The 15,067-nt window shown below is 64.8% G+C and carries 13 protein-coding genes; 10 read left to right on the plus strand and 3 right to left on the minus strand.

Annotated elements, in window-relative coordinates:
- Positions 1-65: 65 nt before the first annotated feature.
- Positions 66-2,795 (minus strand): bifunctional diguanylate cyclase/phosphodiesterase, encoded by a 2,730-nt coding sequence (locus tag JN302_RS27830; protein ID WP_202329872.1) that lies wholly within the window; start codon positions 2,793-2,795, stop codon positions 66-68.
- Between the two features lie 426 nt (positions 2,796-3,221).
- Here JN302_RS27830 and rpsF point away from each other — a divergent pair, with 426 nt between their 5' ends.
- The 6 genes from rpsF (at position 3,222) to JN302_RS27860 (ending at position 7,752) form a co-directional block, all read left to right on the plus strand.
- Positions 3,222-3,686 carry a 30S ribosomal protein S6 gene (gene rpsF, locus JN302_RS27835; protein WP_202307362.1) on the plus strand — a complete coding sequence of 155 codons (465 nt, stop codon included), beginning with the start codon at positions 3,222-3,224 and terminating at the stop codon, positions 3,684-3,686.
- Positions 3,686-3,934, plus strand: coding sequence for a 30S ribosomal protein S18 (gene rpsR, locus JN302_RS27840; RefSeq protein ID WP_018427106.1), 249 nt, complete (start codon positions 3,686-3,688; stop codon positions 3,932-3,934). The genes rpsF and rpsR overlap by 1 nt, the downstream gene beginning before the upstream one ends.
- A 220-nt stretch (positions 3,935-4,154) precedes the next feature.
- On the plus strand, positions 4,155-4,736 hold the full coding sequence (gene rplI / locus JN302_RS27845) for a 50S ribosomal protein L9 (RefSeq protein ID WP_202315091.1): 582 nt from the start codon (positions 4,155-4,157) through the stop codon (positions 4,734-4,736).
- A gap of 283 nt (positions 4,737-5,019) precedes the next feature.
- Positions 5,020-6,315, plus strand: coding sequence for an SAM-dependent methyltransferase (locus JN302_RS27850; protein ID WP_202329873.1), 1,296 nt, complete (start codon positions 5,020-5,022; stop codon positions 6,313-6,315).
- A gap of 125 nt (positions 6,316-6,440) precedes the next feature.
- The gene (locus JN302_RS27855; protein WP_202307366.1) at positions 6,441-6,761 is read left to right on the plus strand and encodes a YnfA family protein; all 321 of its coding nucleotides are present in this window, start codon (positions 6,441-6,443) and stop codon (positions 6,759-6,761) included.
- 7 nt (positions 6,762-6,768) lie between these two features.
- Positions 6,769-7,752, plus strand: coding sequence for a small ribosomal subunit Rsm22 family protein (locus JN302_RS27860; RefSeq protein ID WP_202329874.1), 984 nt, complete (start codon positions 6,769-6,771; stop codon positions 7,750-7,752).
- An 8-nt stretch (positions 7,753-7,760) separates the two neighbouring features.
- Here JN302_RS27860 and JN302_RS27865 read toward each other — a convergent pair whose 3' ends face one another.
- On the minus strand, positions 7,761-8,636 hold the full coding sequence (locus tag JN302_RS27865) for a DMT family transporter (protein ID WP_202329875.1): 876 nt from the start codon (positions 8,634-8,636) through the stop codon (positions 7,761-7,763).
- Positions 8,637-8,720: 84 nt separating this feature from the next.
- Positions 8,721-9,551: an AraC family transcriptional regulator gene (locus JN302_RS27870; protein WP_202329876.1), complete on the minus strand. Its 831-nt coding sequence runs from the start codon at positions 9,549-9,551 to the stop codon at positions 8,721-8,723.
- Between the two features lie 293 nt (positions 9,552-9,844).
- On the opposite strand from JN302_RS27870, the gene JN302_RS27875 reads away from it, so the two are divergent.
- From JN302_RS27875 to purF, 4 genes are all read left to right on the plus strand, one after another.
- Positions 9,845-11,332 carry a replicative DNA helicase gene (locus JN302_RS27875; protein ID WP_202329877.1) on the plus strand — a complete coding sequence of 496 codons (1,488 nt, stop codon included), beginning with the start codon at positions 9,845-9,847 and terminating at the stop codon, positions 11,330-11,332.
- Positions 11,333-11,416: 84 nt separating this feature from the next.
- A complete protein-coding gene (radA, locus tag JN302_RS27880; RefSeq protein ID WP_202329878.1) occupies positions 11,417-12,814 on the plus strand; it encodes a DNA repair protein RadA in 1,398 nt (465 codons plus the stop codon).
- Between the two features lie 46 nt (positions 12,815-12,860).
- Positions 12,861-13,457: a CvpA family protein gene (locus JN302_RS27885; RefSeq protein WP_202329879.1), complete on the plus strand. Its 597-nt coding sequence runs from the start codon at positions 12,861-12,863 to the stop codon at positions 13,455-13,457.
- Positions 13,458-13,518: 61 nt separating this feature from the next.
- The gene (gene purF, locus JN302_RS27890) at positions 13,519-14,994 is read left to right on the plus strand and encodes an amidophosphoribosyltransferase (protein WP_202329880.1); all 1,476 of its coding nucleotides are present in this window, start codon (positions 13,519-13,521) and stop codon (positions 14,992-14,994) included.
- The last annotated feature ends 73 nt before the right edge of the window (positions 14,995-15,067 follow it).

The raw sequence follows: 15,067 nt of genomic DNA on the forward strand, positions 1-15,067 counted from the left end.
GAGTCAAGGGCGGGCAAACGATACGCAGATCGTTGCCTGGCTTTCGATTACCGGCCGAACCGCCGTCAGCCGGCCGCGCGCCCGCGCCGGGCGAGGATGAAAGCCTCGAAATCGGCCGCGCTCATGGGCCTTGCGAATGCATAGCCCTGCAGTTCCTGGCATCCGAGTTCCCGCAGGATGCGCGCGTGTTCCATCGTCTCGACGCCTTCGGCGATCACTTCGATGCCGAGGGACCTGCCGATTTCGATGATCGACTGGACCAGATTGGTCTGCGCGGTCGACAACGTGATCGGCATGACGAGTTGGCGGTCTATCTTCAGCCGCCGCGGTCGCAGCTTGAGAAGGCTGACGATCGACGCGTAGCCGGTACCGAAATCGTCGATCTCGACATCAATGCCGAGTTCCTTGATCTGTTCGACGTTCCAGCCGATCAATTCGTCATTGTCGTCGAGGAAGATGGACTCCACGAGTTCAAACGAAACCGTGCCGCGGCGGATGTTCAGGCTGCGAAGGCTTCGGATCAGTTCCTCGTCGCCCAGGCGGCGGGCGGATACGTTCACGGCGATCCTGGGCACCCTCAGGCCGGCCCTGTTCCACTTCTCGAAATCCGCCAGGGACCGCTCCAACACCATCCTGTCGATCGTCGGGACGACGGAAAGCTCCTCGGCGATCTTCAGGAACCTGTCCGGCCCCAGCACGCCCTCGGTCGGGTGGTTCCAGCGGACCAGGGCTTCCACGCCAGCCACTTCCAGGCTGCGCGCATCGAACTGAGGCTGATAGTGGACGATGAACTGCCCCTGCTCCAGGCCGTTGAGAATCTCGTCGGCGACCCGCTTGGTGCTGACGATCTCCGCCTGAAGGGCTTCATTGAAGAATTGATGCTGGTTGCGGCCTCGGCTCTTGGCCCGATAAAGCGCGATGTCGGCATCGACGAGAAGGCTGCGCGGGTCGCTGCCGGCGCCGCTGTCGATCGAGATGCCGACGCTAACCCCGAAACGGCACTCGTGGCCTTCGTACATCACGGGTTCGCCCATCTTGCGGACGATGCGGTTGGCGAGCTCGGAGAGGTAGCGGTGGTTGGCGTCGGCGTCGTCACCGTCCAGCAGGCACATGACCACGAACTCGTCCCCTCCGACACGGGCGAGGAAATCGCTCGCGCGGACATTGGACTTGAGCACGCTCGCGGCATGAACGAGCATAGCGTCGCCCGCGGCATGGCCCAGCGTGTCGTTGATCTGCTTGAAGCGGTCGAGGTCGATATGGAGAAGGGCGGTGCGTTCTGCTCTGTCCTCCCGCCTCGCCCGGAGTTCCAGCTTCTGGTCGAGGTAGCGGCGATTGGGGAGCCCGGTCAACGCGTCGTGAAGGGCCGTATGCTCAATCCGCGCCTTGGCCACCATTAGCTCCGCATGACGGGCTTCCATCAGATTCTTCGTGCGCCTTAGATCCTCGTTCCGCTCCACGTCGGCAGAAACGTCCCAGTTCACGCCGACGATCTTGGACGAGCCCTCCGCTCCCTCATAGATCGCGCCGATCGCGCGGATGTGGCGAATGACGCCATCGGGAAGCCGCACCCGGAACTCGGAGTAGTATCTTCCGGTGACGCCGATCGCCTCGTCGAAATCGCGTTCGGCACGTTCGAGATCTTCCGGGTGAAGTGCGTTCCGCCAGTCGGCATAGGTCCGCGGGCCGTCGTCGACGGGAAGCCCGTAGAGTTCGTTCATGCGGTCGTCCCAGACGAGTTCGTCCCGCGCCATGTCGAAGTCCCATACGCCGACCTGCGAGGTTTCCAGGGCCAGCCCCAGGCGGCGGGACAGTCGTTTGAGCTCCGTCTCTCGCCGACGCAATTCGCGGATATGGCGTTGCCGTTCTTCGACCAGCCGCGCCGTGACGAGCATGGGAATCACGATCAGCGCTCCGCACAGCAACACCACCGCGCGAAGGAGCCAGCGATTGTCGGGAGGTACGTCCCAGCCTCCCTTGGGCACCGCGGCGATGCGCCAAGTCACGGATGGCAGCAATACATCCGCGTATTCCGGATCCTGGTCGAGGACAGAGGGCTCTCCGAAGAACGGCGTGTCCTGCCCGGCTGGCCCGTCGAGCCTCGCTATGGCCACATCGATGGGCATGCCTCGTTCCATGAGGCCGCTTTCCCGATAGAGCCGGTCGGCATCGATCACGACGGAAACGATTCCCCAGAAGCCGCCATTGGCACGCTTGGTGTAGACCGGGAAGCGGCCGATGAATGCCGTCCCGCCCTGAACGAGCTCGACCGGACCGGCGAGCACCAGTTCGCCGGTGTCTCGCGCCCGAAAAGCCGCCTCGCGCTGTGCCGCGTTCTCACGATAGTCGAGGCCGAGCGCCTTCTCGTTGCCCGCCAAGGGGTAGATGAGAGACACGACGAGGTCCGGCGCCGCGGCCACGCTGCGGATCTGCGACTGGTCATGGGGCAGCGCCGACGCCAGCCTCGCGAATCGGTCCTGGTTCATGTCGGGCTCGGTCGCAATCGTGGCCACCAGCCCGCGCACGAGCTGGATGTTGCCGCTGACGTTGCCCTCGAGCTTCGCGCGAATCAGCTCGATGCGGGCGCGTACCTGGGCGCGCAGTTCCTGGCGGAAAATCTCGTGGTTCTGGGCTTCTGCGAAAAAGGCCGCACCCAAGATAACCGCGATCGCAATGGCGGTAGGGACGTTGGTCGTCCGGAAGATCGCCCTGAAAAACCGGCGACGAATTCGTCCGAATAAGTCCACCTTGTCGCCACCCGCACTTTGCCCGTTGAGGCCTATACGGATAGCCATAGTAGCAACTGCTTAAGCTAGGCTTTATTATTAGCGCACGCGTTTTCCAAATGCGCATGGGCGTCCCGCATCAGAACCCGCCGCTGCCCGGCCACCCGGTTGCGGGACTGTTTCGCGCCGGTCCGGAGCGGATGCTGCGCAAAGAAACTCTCGGCGCGCTTCGTCGGCTCTTGCCTTTCCAGGCTTTCCCTTGTATGAGCCGCCGCAATCTGCCGGTCCCGACCGGGGGCTGAACGGAGGGCTGGGCCGTGCGCCGGGATGTTGTCCCGACCGCTGTTCGTCGCGAAGCCGAAGGTGCTTCCGCCTCCCGTGTCTCCGCTCTCGACCGTCTCGTCATGCTCCTTTCTTCCCCGCATCTCCGGGTCAAGAGAAGTTGCAGAGGCTTAGCCGTCGGGAACCGGGAGAGAAACGAAGAAAGGCAAGACAATGGCTCTTTACGAACATGTGTTCCTTGCCCGGCAGGACCTCTCGCAGCAGCAGGTCGATGAGCTCGTTGAACGTTTCAAGGGCGTCATCACCTCCGGCGGCGGCAGCATCGGCCGGGTCGAGAACTGGGGACTGAAGTCCCTCACCTACCGGGTCAAGAAGAACCGGAAGGCATATTATACGCTGATGGACATCACCGCTCCCCCGGCGGCCGTCAAGGAACTCGAGCGCCAGCAGGGCCTGTCGGAAGACGTCCTGCGCTTCCTGACCATCAAGGTCGAGAAGCATGAGGAAGGCGCTTCGGCCATGATGCAGAAGCGCGATCGCGACGAGCGTGGCGACCGCGGCTTCGGCGATCGTCCGTCGCGCTTCGGCGACCGTGAGCGCGGGGACCGCCCGGGCCGCTTCGGCGACGACCGTGGCCCACGCCGTCCGCGCGAAGCTGTTGAAGGAGCTGCAGAGTAATGGTCGACATCAACCAGATCCCGACCCGGCGTCCGTTCCATCGCCGCCGCAAGACCTGTCCGTTCTCCGGCGCCAATGCACCGAAGATCGACTACAAGGACGTTCGTCTCCTGCAGCGCTATATTTCGGAGCGCGGCAAGATCGTGCCCTCGCGTATCACTGCCGTCAGCCAGAAGAAGCAGCGCGAGCTCGCCCAGGCGATCAAGCGCGCCCGCTTCCTCGGCCTTCTTCCCTACGTGGTGAAGTGATCTTCCGGGGCCGGACAGCTCAGCCTGCCCGGCCCTGCCCTCCGCTTCGGGTGCGGGCGGGCGACAGAAATCCCGAGTTGGGGCGCGGAGAACCGCCTCCCCTAACTGCCGCGACAGGCAGGACAGCGACCAGCACGGCACGCCATCGGCTGCGGGCCACCGCGCTTCCTGCCTGTTCCTGAAAACCGCGCCACCGGCGCAACGCATGAGGAACAGAACGATGGACGTCATCCTTCTCGAACGCATTTCCCGCCTCGGCCAGATGGGCGATACCGTCAAGGTCAAGGACGGCTACGCCCGCAATTTCCTGCTGCCGAAGGGCAAGGCGCTGCGCGCCAACGAAGCCAACAAGAAGAAGTTCGAGGGCCAGCGTGCCCAGCTTGAAGCCCGCAACCTCGAGCGCAAGTCCGAGGCACAGGCGGTCGCCGACAAGCTCGACGGCAAGAGCTTCGTCGTCGTTCGCTCGGCCGGTGAGACCGGTCAGCTCTACGGCTCCGTCTCGACCCGCGACATTTCCGAGCTGCTGACCGCGGAAGGTTTCACGGTTGCCCGCAACCAGGTCGAACTGAACCAGCCGATCAAGGCCATCGGCCTCACAAACGTGGCAATTGCGCTGCATCCGGAGGTCGAGGTGACCATCACGCTCAACATTGCGCGCACGGCCGACGAAGCCGAGCGTCAGGCTCGTGGCGAGACCCTCACCACCGCCGAGGCGATCTACGGCGAAGACATCAACGAGAACGCCCGCCCGGAGAACTTCTTCGACCCGAACGCCGAGGACGAAGAAGCGGCCAACGCCTGATCCGGCCGCTACTTTTTCGCGGTTTCGAACGAACCCGGGCGGCGACGCCCGGGTTTTTCTTTGAAGGCCCGCGCGTCCACCTGGACGCACGAACGACCGTTCCAGGGTTTTGAAAGCAAACATTGCGCCTGCCGCAGATCGCGCACGGCCTTCGAGCCGGTACGGCTGCCTCAACAAACTGTGTCAATTTTATGCCAGCGGGAACTTTTCAAGCTGCGCCGATTTGAAGCAGAATAATCGGGTTCAGCCGACGGAGCAGCGTCGGATTCCTGAGGTGGCGGCTATGAACATCCTGCTGAGGCGTATCGTCGACCGCTTGGTGCGAACCGGAAATCTCAAGGTGACGGGCCCGAACGGCGCGACGTTCCAGTTCGGCGACGGCACCGGCGAGCTCGTGCATCTGCGAATCAACACGCGCCACGCCGAGCGGACCATCACCTTCCATCCGACGCTGGCGTTTCCGGAAGCCTTCATGGAAGGCGAACTCGATTTCCTCGAAGGCGACGTGCTGTCCTTCCTGCATCTCGTCTACCGTAACATGGGGCCGACCAGCAGCATCGACGCGGCCTGGGCGCGCGCCATAGAGGGCCTGCGAGTGGCGTTTCGGCGGCTGCAGCAGATCAACACGGCCGGCCGCGCCAAGCGCAATGTCGAGCGTCACTACGACCTGTCGGGAGAGCTCTACCGGCTCTTCCTCGACAAGGATATGCAGTATTCCTGCGCCTATTTCGAGCGGCCCGACATGACGCTCGAGGAAGCTCAGCTCGCCAAGAAGCGGCACATCGCGGCCAAACTCAGGATGAAGCCCGGCCAGAACGTGCTCGACATCGGCTCGGGCTGGGGCGGCCTCGGCCTCTATCTGGCCAAGAGCTTCGACGCGGAGGTGCTCGGCGTCACGCTGTCGACCGAGCAGCACGCCGTTGCCACCGAACGCGCCCGGGCGGAAGGCCTCGACGACCGCGTCCATTTCGAGATCCGCGACTACCGCTCCCTGTCGGAGCGTTTCGACCGCATCGTTTCGGTCGGCATGTTCGAGCATGTCGGCGTCAACCACTACCGCGCTTTCTTCGACAAGGTCGCCACCCTGCTCAAGCCCGACGGCGTGATGCTGCTTCATTCGATCGGGCGCGCCGGCCCGCCTACAGCCACCAATCCCTTCATCCGCAAGCACATCTTTCCGGGCGGCTACATCCCGGCTTTGTCCGAGGTGTTGCCGCATGTCGAGAAGGCCGGCCTTTTCGTCACCGATGTCGAGATCCTGCACCTCCACTATGCCGAGACGCTGAAGCATTGGCGCGAGCGCTTCATGGCCAATCGCGAACGGGCGAAGGACATCTATGACGAGCGCTTCTGCCGCATGTGGGAGTTCTATCTCTCGGGGTCCGAGGCAGCGTTCCGCTGGCAGGACCTGATGGTCTTCCAGATCCAGCTCGCCCGGGCGAACGATGCCGTGCCGCTGACACGCGACTATATCGGCAAATGCGAGAAAGCGCTCGCCATGCACGAGATGGCGCATGGCGCGGTCGCCGAACGAGCGCCGAAGGCAAAGCGGGCCAGGAAAGTCAGCGAAAAAGAGTGATTCCGGCCGCGAGGTCGGGTTCCCACGACGCTTCCCGTCCGGGCGGGGCACTTTCCTGTTGCCCGCGCATCGGATTTATGCGGTATCCGCTGTCATTCCGATATTCGACAGGAAGGCCCGTTCCCATGAGCTACGCCGTGCTGGCGACCGCGGCGATCGCCGAGATCGCCGGCTGCTTCGCCTTCTGGGCCTGGTGGCGCCTTGACAAATCGCCGCTGTGGCTCGTTCCGGGCGCGTTGCTGCTCCTCGCCTTCGCCTGGCTGCTCGCGTTCGTACCGGCCGAAGCTGCCGGCCGCACCTTCGCCGCCTATGGCGGCATATACATCTCGGCGTCGCTGATATGGATGTGGGCGATGGAAGGCGTGCGACCCGATCGTTTCGATCTCGCAGGGGCTGCGATCTGCCTGGTCGGCGCAACCGTCATCCTTGCCCCGCGCGGAGCCTGAACGGCCAATGGAACTCCCCGCCGCACTTCGACAGGCCGTCGACCGGCTTCTTGAAGGAATCCCGGTGACAGAACTTCAGAAGGCTGCCGGGCTTCTGTCTGCGCGCTACCGCGCCGAAGTTCGCGACGGGCGCCTGCATCTGGACGACCGGCTCGCGGTGAAAGCCTATCTGGCGACACGCCTGCCGGCCACCTTCGCCGCGGTTCGCGCGAGCCTTGCATCGGTGGCCGAGTTGCGGCCCGACTTCGCGCCCGGCACGATGCTCGACCTGGGAGCCGGGCCAGGTACGGTGCTATGGGCGGCTGCCGACTGCTGGCCGACGCTCGGCGACGCCGTTCATGTCGAAGCGAGCGCCGCCGCGCGCCAGGTCGGCGAAGCTCTTGCCGGCGACATGGACACGGTCGGGGCCCGCTGGCTTGCCGGCGACGTCACAGGCGACATGGACGGCCTCGCAAAGGCCGATCTGGTAACGCTTTCCTATGTGCTCGACGAGATCGATCCGAAAACGATCGGCTCGCTCATCGGACGGCTGTGGGAACTCACCGAAGATACGCTCGTCATCGTCGAGCCGGGAACGCCCGCCGGCTGGTCGCGCATCCTGGCCGCCCGGCAGCGGCTCGTCGAGGAGGGCGCGCATCTCGTCGCGCCTTGCCCGCATTCAGCTCCTTGCCCGCTCGCGGCTCCCGACTGGTGCCATTTCGCGCGGCGCGTTGCCCGATCGCGGCTGCACCGGCTCACCAAGGGCGCCGATGTTCCTTGGGAAGACGAGAAATATGTCTTCATCGCAGCCTCGCGGCATGCCGGCAACGGTCCTGCTGCGCGTGTCGTCGCTCCGCCGCGGGCGGCCAAAGGCAAGGTCACGCTCAAGCTTTGCCGCCAGGATGGATCGGCCGCCGAGCGGACGGTCACGAAGCGGGAAGGTGACGCGTTCCGGACGGCACGGCGGCTCGACTGGGGCGAAGCGGCGCCCTGGACCGTAGGCGGAGCCTGAACGGGCGGTCAGATGCGGCCGTCCCCCTGCGGAGCTTCCACCGGCTTCACCGACCTTCGCGACAGTATCGCGAGCGCCACCCCACCAAGGACGAGGATGGTCGATATGACCAGCCTGACCGTCACGGGTTCATCCAGCAAAGCCACCGCAGCCAGGGCCGCGATGACAGGCACCGTCAACTGGACGATCGCGGCCTGGGTGGACGTCAGTCCCGGCAATGCGCGGTACCAGATGGCATAGCCGAGGCCCGATGCGACCACGCCGGAGGCAATGGCCAGCACCGCGCCGCGCGCCGTAACTTCGTGGTCGAGCAGTGCGATTGCCGCCAGCGGAACGCAGAACGCCGCCGAGCGAATGAAATTGCCGGCCGTGTCGCCGAGCGGATCACGCGCGCCGCGGCCCCGCAACGAGTAGACGCCCCAGGCAATGCCGGACAGCGCCATCAGCGCGCTTCCCGGCAGGTCCGGCTTGTCGAGGCCCGGCGAAACCAGATAGACGAAAGCCCCGAAAGCGATGGCGAGACCGGCGAGTTCGCCCGTATTCGGTCGATCCTTCCGCCAGAGCCCCCACGAGATCATCGTGCATTGGACGGCGGCGAACAGGACCAGCGCGCCGACGGCGGCCCCGAGCCTGAGATAGGCCAGTGAAAACGCGATAGCATAGACGAAGAGCGCCAGGGCCGACGGCCAGTTGCCGGGAAGCCCTCCACCCGACCCCCGGCGCCAGCGCAGAATCAGGCCAAGCGCCATCGCGCCCGAAACCAGCCGGATCACCGTGTAGCTCGGCGCATCGATTGCGGGGCCGGCGAGCGCCAGCCGGGCAAGCAGCGAGTTGGCGGCGAAGGCGAGCATCGCAAGCGTCGTCAGGAAAGCCGTGATCCGCATGACGCCCTCTGTTTCGGCACGGTAGACGGTATATGGCCGCCCCACCGATGCAAGAAGGACAAGAGCCGGGGATGCGGATATCCCCTACCCCTTTATCGGTATCCAGACCTCCAGCCCGCCCGCGCCGCTGCGCGGGTCGAACTCCCGGCCATACCGCTCCAGCGACGGGGCATCGGCCACCTCATGCCCCGAACCGGGCAGCCATCCGGCCCAGATCGCATGCATGGTGTTGCGGATCGTCGAAATGTGATCGCGATGAGAAAAGACGGCGTATTTCTGCGGTGGAATCCGGATCCTGGTCAGGACGGGGTCCATGTCGGAGAAATCGGCTACCTCAGCGCCACAGATATAGTCGAAACCCTTGTCGTCGCTGTTGGCCATCACGCCATAGGCCACACCCTCGACTTCACCCGCCATGTTGCCGAGATGCGCATGGAAGCGTTCCCAAAGCGCCGGGATCCCGTCCATGCTTTCATATTCGAAGCGTTGGCCGAGGCCGGCGATCAGCATGGCCCTGCCCTGTAGGAAGCGCGGCGGCTCCAGTTTCACCTCGATGTTCTGCTGCATCACGATCGGCTCCACCATGTCTAACCCCTCGATTGTGCCCTGCGCCCGCAACTGGTCGGGCGTGATACCGAACTGGTCACGAAATGCCCGGGTGAACGCTTCATGCGAGCCGTACCCGGCCTCCAGCGCAACCGACAAAATGTCCGGCGCACCATAGGCGAGCGCGCGGGCTGCTTCGCTCAGCCGGCGTCCGCGCAGATAACGCATCACCGACCGGTCGAGCGTTGCGGAAAATGCCCTCGACAGATGGAACCGCGAAACGCCGCTCGCCTCGGCGATGTCGTCGAGCGACACCTCGCCGCCGAGATGGCTTTCGATGAACCAGAGTGCCTTTGCCACGGGATCCATGAAACACTCCCAGGAAACAGGGCTTCTATGACACCTTGCGGGGCGGCCGGTTTGATCCAGCTTGCTCCCTCTGCACGTCTGATCGGAAGCGTTTTGGATTTTCCCGTTTTGTTCCATTCTGGCCAGGGCTAATCTTCCGCTTCCGATTCGCGTCAATCGTGATTCGGGCGCCGGGCCGGAGCGCCTGTGGACTTCTGTGAATCCCGCGCACAAGAAGGCGGCCGGCCACGAATCTTTTCCGGTGGCGCCCTGCGTCTGATACCGAGGGCCGGAGTGCGGAAACTGGGGGTGACATGGCTGACGCAGCACGCAAACTGGAAGTCGCGGAAACGCCGCTCTATCGCGAGGCTCCGAACAACATCGAGGCCGAACAGGCACTTCTCGGCGCGATCCTCGTCAATAACGACGCCTTCTATCGCGTGTCGGACTTCCTGAAGCCGGCCCATTTCTTCGAGCCGCTGCACCGCAAGATCTTCGAGCTGTCGGGCGAGCTGATCCGGATGGGCAAGATGGCCAATCCGGTGACGATGAAGACCTTCCTTCCGGCCGACGAGAAGGTCGGCGACATGACGGTCGCGCACTATCTTGCGCGCCTCGCCGCCGAGGCCGTCACCGTCATCAACGCCGCCGACTACGGCCGCGCCATCTATGACCTCGCCACCCGCCGCGCGCTGATCACCGTCGGCGAGGACATGGTCAACATCGCGTACGACGCACCGGTCGACATGTCGCCGCAGGAGCAGATCGAGGACGCTGAGCGCCGGCTTTTCGAACTGGCGGAGACCGGGCGCTATGACGGGGGCTTCGAGAGCTTCAACGATGCGGTCAAGACCGCCGTCGACATGGCAAATGCGGCCTATATGCGCGATGGCGGCCTGTCCGGCATCTCGACCGGGCTGCGCGAAATGGACCGTCGCATGGGCGGACTGCAGCCTTCCGATTTGATCGTGCTCGCCGGTCGCCCCGGCATGGGCAAGACGTCGCTCGCCACCAACATCGCCTTCAACATCGCCAACGCCTATGAGCCCGAGCAGCAGGCCGACGGCTCCTTCAAGGCCAAGAACGGCGGTGTCGTCGGCTTCTTCTCGCTCGAAATGTCGTCCGAGCAGCTCGCCACCCGCATCATCTCGGAGCAGACCGAAATCCCCTCCTCCAAGATCCGGCGCGGCGAGATCTCCGAATATGATTTCGAGAAGCTCGTGGCCTGCTCGCAGACCATGCAGAAGCTGCCCCTGTTCATCGATCAGACCGGCGGCATTTCGATCGCCCAGCTCTCCGCCAGGGCGCGCCGCCTGAAGCGTCAGCGCGGTCTCGATGTGATCGTCATCGACTATATCCAGCTCATGACCGGCTCGTCGAAGAAGGGCGAGAACCGCGTCCAGGAAATCACCGAGATCACCACCGGCCTCAAGGCCCTGGCCAAGGAACTCGGCGCCCCGATCATCGCGCTCTCCCAATTGTCGCGTCAGGTCGAAAACCGAGACGACAAGCGCCCGCAACTGTCGGACCTTCGCGAATCCGGCTCGATCGAGCAGGACGCCGACGTAGTGATCTTCGTCTATCGCGAGGAGTACTACCTGAAGAACAAGGAGCCGAAGTTCGGCACGGACGAGCACGTGAAATGGCAAACAGAGATGGACGAGGCGCGCGGCAAGTCCGAGGTGATCATCGCCAAGCAGCGCCACGGCCCAACCGGCACGGTCCCGCTCGGCTTCCAGGGTGAATTCACGCGCTTCTTCGACCTGGCGGAAGATACCCACGTGCCGGAGAGGCTCGAGTAGTCCGGTGGCGCGCATGATGCCGATCGCGGGTCTGGCGGCCGCACGGTGCCGTCGCGCTCCGTCCGTTGCCGGGCGGGCCGTCTGATGGCCAAGTCACGCGTCCAGTTCATCTGCCAGAACTGCGGAACCGTCCATACGCGCTGGGCGGGCAAGTGCGATTCCTGCGGTGAATGGAACACGCTGATCGAGGAAGGCACGGCCGGCGGCATCGGCGCCGGGCCGGCGGGCCTGCGCTCTGCACGCAAGGGGCGGCCGGTCACGCTCACCACGCTCTCGGGAGACATAGAGGACGCCCCACGCATCGCGTCGGGCATAAGCGAGCTCGACCGGGCGACCGGCGGCGGCTTCGTGCGCGGATCGGCGCTGCTGGTCGGCGGCGATCCGGGTATCGGAAAATCGACGCTGCTGATGCAGGCCGCCGCCGCCCTCGCCCGGCTCGGGCACCGCATCGTCTATGTTTCCGGCGAGGAGGCGGTGGCGCAGGTCCGCCTGCGCGCGCAGCGGCTGGGCGCCGCCAGCGCGCCGGTCGAGCTCGCCGCCGAGACCAATGTCGAAGACATATTGGCGACCATCTCCGAGGGCCGCCGCCCCGATCTCGTCATCCTCGATTCCATCCAGACGCTCTGGACCGATATCGCCGATTCGGCACCCGGCACGGTCACCCAGGTCCGTGCGGCCGCGCAGGCCATCATCCGCTACGCCAAGTCGACGGGCGCCGCCGTGGTGCTGGTCGGTCATGTCACCAAGGAGGGGCAGATCGCCGGGCCGCGCGTCGTGGAGCATATGGTCGACGCCGTGCTCTATTTCGAGGGCGAAGGCGGCCACCACTACCGCATCCTGCGTACGGTCAAGAACCGCTTCGGTCCGACTGACGAGATCGGCGTCTTCGAGATGTCCGACCGCGGCCTGCGCGAAGTGTCCAACCCCTCGGAGCTCTTTCTCGGCGAACGCCATGCGGCCGCCCCCGGCGCCGCGGTCTTCGCCGGCATGGAAGGCACGCGGCCGGTCCTAGTAGAGATCCAGGCCCTCGTCGCGTCCTCCCCGCTCGGCACGCCGCGCCGCGCCGTCGTCGGCTGGGATTCGGCGCGCCTGTCGATGGTGCTGGCCGTGCTGGAAGCGCATTGCGGCGTCCGGTTCGCCACGCACGACGTCTATCTGAATGTCGCCGGCGGCTATCGCATCACCGAACCGGCGGCGGATGTGGCCGTCGCGGCCGCTCTGGTTTCGTCGCTCACCGGTCTTGCCCTGCCCGCTGATTGCGTCTATTTCGGCGAAATCAGCCTTTCGGGGGCCGTGCGGCCGGTCGCGCATGCGCTGCAGCGCCTCAAGGAAGCCGAAAAGCTGGGGTTCGCACAGGCGGTCCTGCCGCGAAGCACCGACGAACTGGCGGGAGGATCGGGAGCCAGCACCTTCCAGCCGGCTATGCTCGCCGATCTCGTGGCCCGCATCGCCGGGTCGCGGCTGAGACGGGTCGAAGACTGAACCTGCGAAGGCGGTGAAGCGGACCGCATCATGGAGTGGGAACGACATGCCGATTACGCTGCTTGACGGAATTCTCGTCGGCTTCACCCTCGTTTCGGCAATGCTCGCCATGGTCCGCGGCTTCTCCCGCGAAATCCTCTCGATAGCGTCCTGGGTGGCGGCGGCGGCGGCGGCCTATTTCTTCTATCCCCAGGTGCTGCCCTATGTTCAGCCCTATATCGATCACAAGCAGATCGCCATGGCCGCGGCGGCCGGAGCTGTGTTCATCGTTGCGCTTATCGTCGTCACGGTCATCACAATGAAGATCGCCGACTTCATCATCGATTCCCGCGTCGGCGCGCTCGATCGCACGCTCGGTTTCCTCTATGGCGCCGCGCGCGGCATCCTGGTCGTGGCGGTCGGACTGCTGTTCTTCAACTGGCTGGTCGGCGTGAATCCGCCGAACTGGATCGCCGAGGCCAAGTCGCGCCCCTTGCTCGAGGACATCGGCGGGCGCATCCAGGCGCTCTTGCCAGACGATCCCGAGAACTCGATCCTGAAGAAGCTTACGCCGGAGACCGGCGAAGGCGCGCCAGACGCCGCGGGGGAGACGCCTTCAGCAGGCGATGCCGAAGCGCCCCCGGCCGAGGGCAACAGCAACTGATCTGCTGGTGCGCGGCGCCGGCCGCGCCTATATAGCGGTATTCAGGACGAGAGGCAGCGCCATGACGGACGCAACCGCAGCCAAGATGCTTTCCGCCGAAGCCGACGATCACTTCCACGACGAGTGCGGTGTGTTCGGCATCTATGGCCGGCAGGATGCCGCCGCAATCGTCACGCTCGGCCTGCATGCTCTTCAGCATCGCGGACAGGAAGCGGCAGGCATCGTCTCCTATGACGGCAACCAGTTCCATGTCGAACGCCATGTCGGCCTGATCGGCGATACCTTCACCAAGCAATCGGTCATCGACAGGCTGCCGGGAAACCGGGCGATCGGCCATACGCGCTACGCGACCACCGGCGGCGCCGGATTGCGCAACGTCCAGCCATTCTTCGCCGAGCTTGCCGAAGGCGGCCTGGCGATCGCCCACAACGGCAACATCACCAACGCGCTTACCGTGCAGCGCCTGCTGCAGAAACAGGGCGCCATCTTCTCCTCGACATCGGACACCGAGACGATCCTGCACCTCGTGGCGCTCAGCAAGGAGCGCGACATCAATTCCCGCTTCATCGACGCGATACGTCAACTCGAGGGCGCTTTCTCGCTGGTCGCCCTCACCTCGAAGAAGATGATCGGCTGCCGCGATCCGCTCGGCATCCGTCCCCTCGTGCTGGGCGATCTCGACGGCTCCTGGATACTGGCCTCGGAAACATGCGCGCTCGATATCATCGGAGCGCGTTTCGTCCGCGACCTGAAACCGGGGGAAATGGTGATCGTCACCTCCAAGGGCATAGAGAGCGTCTTTCCCTTCGAGGTTCAGAAGCCACGCTTCTGCATCTTCGAATATGTCTATTTCGCCCGGCCGGATTCCACCGTCGAGGGCCGCAACGTCTATGACGTGAGGAAGCGGATCGGCGCCGAACTGGCCGTGGAGAACCCGGTCGATGCCGATGTCGTCGTGCCGGTGCCCGATTCGGGCACGCCGGCGGCGATCGGCTTCTCTCAGCAGGCCGGCATTCCTTTCGAGCTCGGCATCATCCGCAACCACTATGTCGGCCGCACCTTCATCCAGCCCGGCGATTCGATCCGCCACATGGGCGTGAAGTTGAAGCACAACGCCAATCGGCGCATGATCGAAGGCAAGCGGGTGGTGCTGGTCGATGATTCGATCGTGCGCGGAACGACCAGCCAGAAGATCGTGCAGATGGTGCGCGACGCCGGCGCCGGCGAGGTGCACATGCGGATCGCCTCGCCGCCGACGCGCTCGTCCTGCTTCTATGGCGTCGATACGCCCGAGAAGGCCAAGCTGCTCGCCTCACGCATGTCGGTCGACGAGATGGCCGATTTCATCCGCGTCGATTCCCTCGGCTTCCTTTCGCTCGACGGTCTCTACCGCGCCGTCGGCGAGGCCGCCCGCGAGAACGAATCGCCGCAGTTCTGCGACGCCTGCTTCTCCACCGAATACCCGACCCGGCTCACCGACATCGAAGGCTCCGACAATGTTCGGACCCTGTCGCTGCTCGCCAATGGCGGGCAATAGCGCCGGCGGGCCTACCGTTCCAGGGCTGCTCCCGCAGGCCGCCGGTCTTCGTCGCGCCAGGCGACCAGGCAGC

It is taken from the genome of Mesorhizobium sp. L-8-3 (assembly GCF_016756615.1).
Taxonomy (GTDB): Bacteria; Pseudomonadota; Alphaproteobacteria; order Rhizobiales; family Rhizobiaceae.

Excerpts from the sequence above, each read along its gene's own strand:
- JN302_RS27830 (WP_202329872.1), bottom strand. The coding sequence starts at position 2,795 with ATGGCTATCCGTATAGGCCTCAACGGGCAAAGTGCGGGTGGCGACAAG.
- rpsF (WP_202307362.1), top strand. The coding sequence starts at position 3,222 with ATGGCTCTTTACGAACATGTGTTCCTTGCCCGGCAGGACCTCTCGCAG.
- rpsR (WP_018427106.1), top strand. The coding sequence starts at position 3,686 with ATGGTCGACATCAACCAGATCCCGACCCGGCGTCCGTTCCATCGCCGC.
- rplI (WP_202315091.1), top strand. The coding sequence starts at position 4,155 with ATGGACGTCATCCTTCTCGAACGCATTTCCCGCCTCGGCCAGATGGGC.
- JN302_RS27850 (WP_202329873.1), top strand. The coding sequence starts at position 5,020 with ATGAACATCCTGCTGAGGCGTATCGTCGACCGCTTGGTGCGAACCGGA.
- JN302_RS27855 (WP_202307366.1), top strand. The coding sequence starts at position 6,441 with ATGAGCTACGCCGTGCTGGCGACCGCGGCGATCGCCGAGATCGCCGGC.
- JN302_RS27860 (WP_202329874.1), top strand. The coding sequence starts at position 6,769 with ATGGAACTCCCCGCCGCACTTCGACAGGCCGTCGACCGGCTTCTTGAA.
- JN302_RS27865 (WP_202329875.1), bottom strand. The coding sequence starts at position 8,636 with ATGCGGATCACGGCTTTCCTGACGACGCTTGCGATGCTCGCCTTCGCC.
- JN302_RS27870 (WP_202329876.1), bottom strand. The coding sequence starts at position 9,551 with ATGGATCCCGTGGCAAAGGCACTCTGGTTCATCGAAAGCCATCTCGGC.
- JN302_RS27875 (WP_202329877.1), top strand. The coding sequence starts at position 9,845 with ATGGCTGACGCAGCACGCAAACTGGAAGTCGCGGAAACGCCGCTCTAT.
- radA (WP_202329878.1), top strand. The coding sequence starts at position 11,417 with ATGGCCAAGTCACGCGTCCAGTTCATCTGCCAGAACTGCGGAACCGTC.
- JN302_RS27885 (WP_202329879.1), top strand. The coding sequence starts at position 12,861 with ATGCCGATTACGCTGCTTGACGGAATTCTCGTCGGCTTCACCCTCGTT.
- purF (WP_202329880.1), top strand. The coding sequence starts at position 13,519 with ATGACGGACGCAACCGCAGCCAAGATGCTTTCCGCCGAAGCCGACGAT.